Here is a 2,353-nt window from a genome sequence, read left to right as displayed (position 1 = left end):
GCCAGCAGATGATCGTCGAGCTGTGCCGCAAGCACGGCAAGACCGAGGCCGGAACCCACCTGAGCTCCGGCGGACGACTCGCGATCATCACCGTCGCCCCCGAACGCTACGAAGTGCGGGCACCGGACCGGCTCACCAAGGTCTTCGGCCCCTGGGGCGAACAGATCAAGACCCGCGAGCGGGCCAACCAGATCGCGGACGCCCTGGAGAGCATCCGTGACGAACAGGGCCGCCCCTTCCCCTGGGACATGCCCAACCCCACCCTCCGGGCCCTGCCCATGAAGGCCCTCCACTGGAAGGACCAGCACGGCCACGACATCAAGCAGGCGATCCTGCACGCCCTGGTCACCCAGGGCCTCGACGAGCGGGACCGGCGCTACGCCAAGGAGTACCAGCAGAGCACCGGCCGCCGCCTGACCGCGCCCGCTCCCCAGACCGCGCCCCGGCCCGCCCCCGAGCAGACCGACCCCTCCATGCCGGCACCGGGCGCCTTCGTGATCACCAACGTGAAGAAGGTCCTGGGCGAGGTGGCCGCAGCCGACGGCACCTTCTGGTGGAAGGGCGAAGTCAACAACCCGCAGGCCACCCAGCTGCGCTCCAACCTGGAACCCCTGGACGTCCCGGTCCTGGTGCGGATCGAGGAGTCCGCCGACGCGAAGGGCGCGAGCATCGGCTGGGTCCGGGTCCTGGACGCGGCCACCGGCAACCAGATCCAGAACATCCGCTCCACCAGCCATGTCATGGTCGCCACGCCGCTTGCACCCTCCACACCGGCAGGGGAGACGACCCTGGTGCAGCGGCGCTTCGCCTCCCTCGGCCAGGTCCGCACCCACCTGATGGCCGCGAAGATCCCCGGACTGAGCCCGGAGCGCCGCACCGAGGTGCGCAAGCTCGCCAAGGACCGCGAACTGGTGGAACTCACCGACGACGGCCAGTTCGCCATCCGCCGCAACGGCGAGACCTTCGAGGCGCTCCCCGCCGGCAGCGGCCTGCCCTTCGACGGACTCCTGCCCGACCTCTACCTCAGCCCCGAAGCCGCCCGCGACCTCGCCGTCACCCCCCAGCCGCTGGAGGGCCTGCCCTCCCTGGAGGAAGCACGCGACTTCGCCGGCCGCCTCACCGAACTGCGGACCACCGGCGGAGAGCCGATCGACTGGAGCGACCCGCAGCTCGGCGCGCGGCTGTCCGCGGGGGAGTTCGTCCACCTCAACCACACGGTCCTGGAGGAACGCGCCCACCACGACCGCGCGCACGACCGGGCCAACTCCCCCAGCGACGCCATGTGGCAGCTCTTCGAGGACCAGCCCCAGCGCCCCGAGCAGGACACCGACACCATCCGCTGGGCGGACGCGCTCACCCCCGGCGACTGGGTGTGGCTGAGGATCAACGACGAGGACAAGGCCTGGGAAGTCATCGAGCGCACCGACACCGAGTTCGGCACCGTGGCGCTCCTCCTGGACGACGACAGCATCTGGCACGTGCCCCGCAACCTCCCGGTAGAGCACCCGGGCCAGGACGCCGTCCTCGATGCCAGCGGCGAGACCATCGGCCTGCGCCTGGACGCCGAATTCGTCCTCAACGACGACGTCATCGAATTCGACCTCGATGCCGACGGCACCCCGCTCGCACCGAGCGGCGCCGCGGGGGCACCCGCCGCTGGCGCCCTGCGGATCCGCGGCCGCGCCATGGTGACCCACAACCATCCCCACGGCGGCGGCGAGCGGACTTACTTGATGGACGCCACCATCGTCAACGGGGCGGACATCCAGCCGGCCTCGGTCGAGTTGAAGGCCATGGCCTTCGAACTGCCCGAAAAGGTCTACCGGCTCTCCCTGCGGGCGCCGCTCGCACCGCAAGAGGCACAGCCGCACCCCACCGCCCTGGCCCGGCCGACTCCTCAGCCGCACACCACACCCGAGCCGGAACCAGAGACCGAGCCGGACATGGGTGCGGAGCTGGAGGCGGAGATGGAGGCGGAGCTGAGCGCCGAACTCAAGGCGGAGCTTGCCTCGGAACTCGAAGCTGACGCCGACCAGGACATTGACTTCGAGGCGGAGCTCGCAGCGGTGCTGGGACTGGCATCCGAGCTCGAAAACGAGGCCGGTCCGGACCTGGAGACCGACCTGGAGCCGGAGCACGACCCGGAGATCGAAGCCGGCGACTTGGAGTCCGAGCACGAAGCGGACCTCGAGACGGAAACCGAGACGGAAGCCGAAGCCGAAGCCGAGGTGGAGCCGGAGCTGCGGGAGGAAGCCGAGGCGCAGAACGTAACGGAGCTGCCGACCAAGCTGCCCGAGGGCGAACAGCTACGCCGCGACCTGCTGCGCCTGCTCAACGCCCCGGGCGCACCCAC

General features: G+C 70.5%; 1 pseudogene. It reads left to right on the top strand.

The features are described 5' to 3' along the window. Window positions 1–8: 8 nt before the first annotated feature. Window positions 9–2,353, top strand: a pseudogene (locus P3H78_RS33045) (hypothetical protein); the annotation flags it as partial.

It is taken from the genome of Streptomyces tropicalis (assembly GCF_029269835.1).
GTDB classification, from domain to species: Bacteria; Actinomycetota; Actinomycetes; order Streptomycetales; family Streptomycetaceae; genus Streptomyces; species Streptomyces tropicalis.
This window is presented reverse-complemented; position numbering and strand designations above follow the sequence as displayed.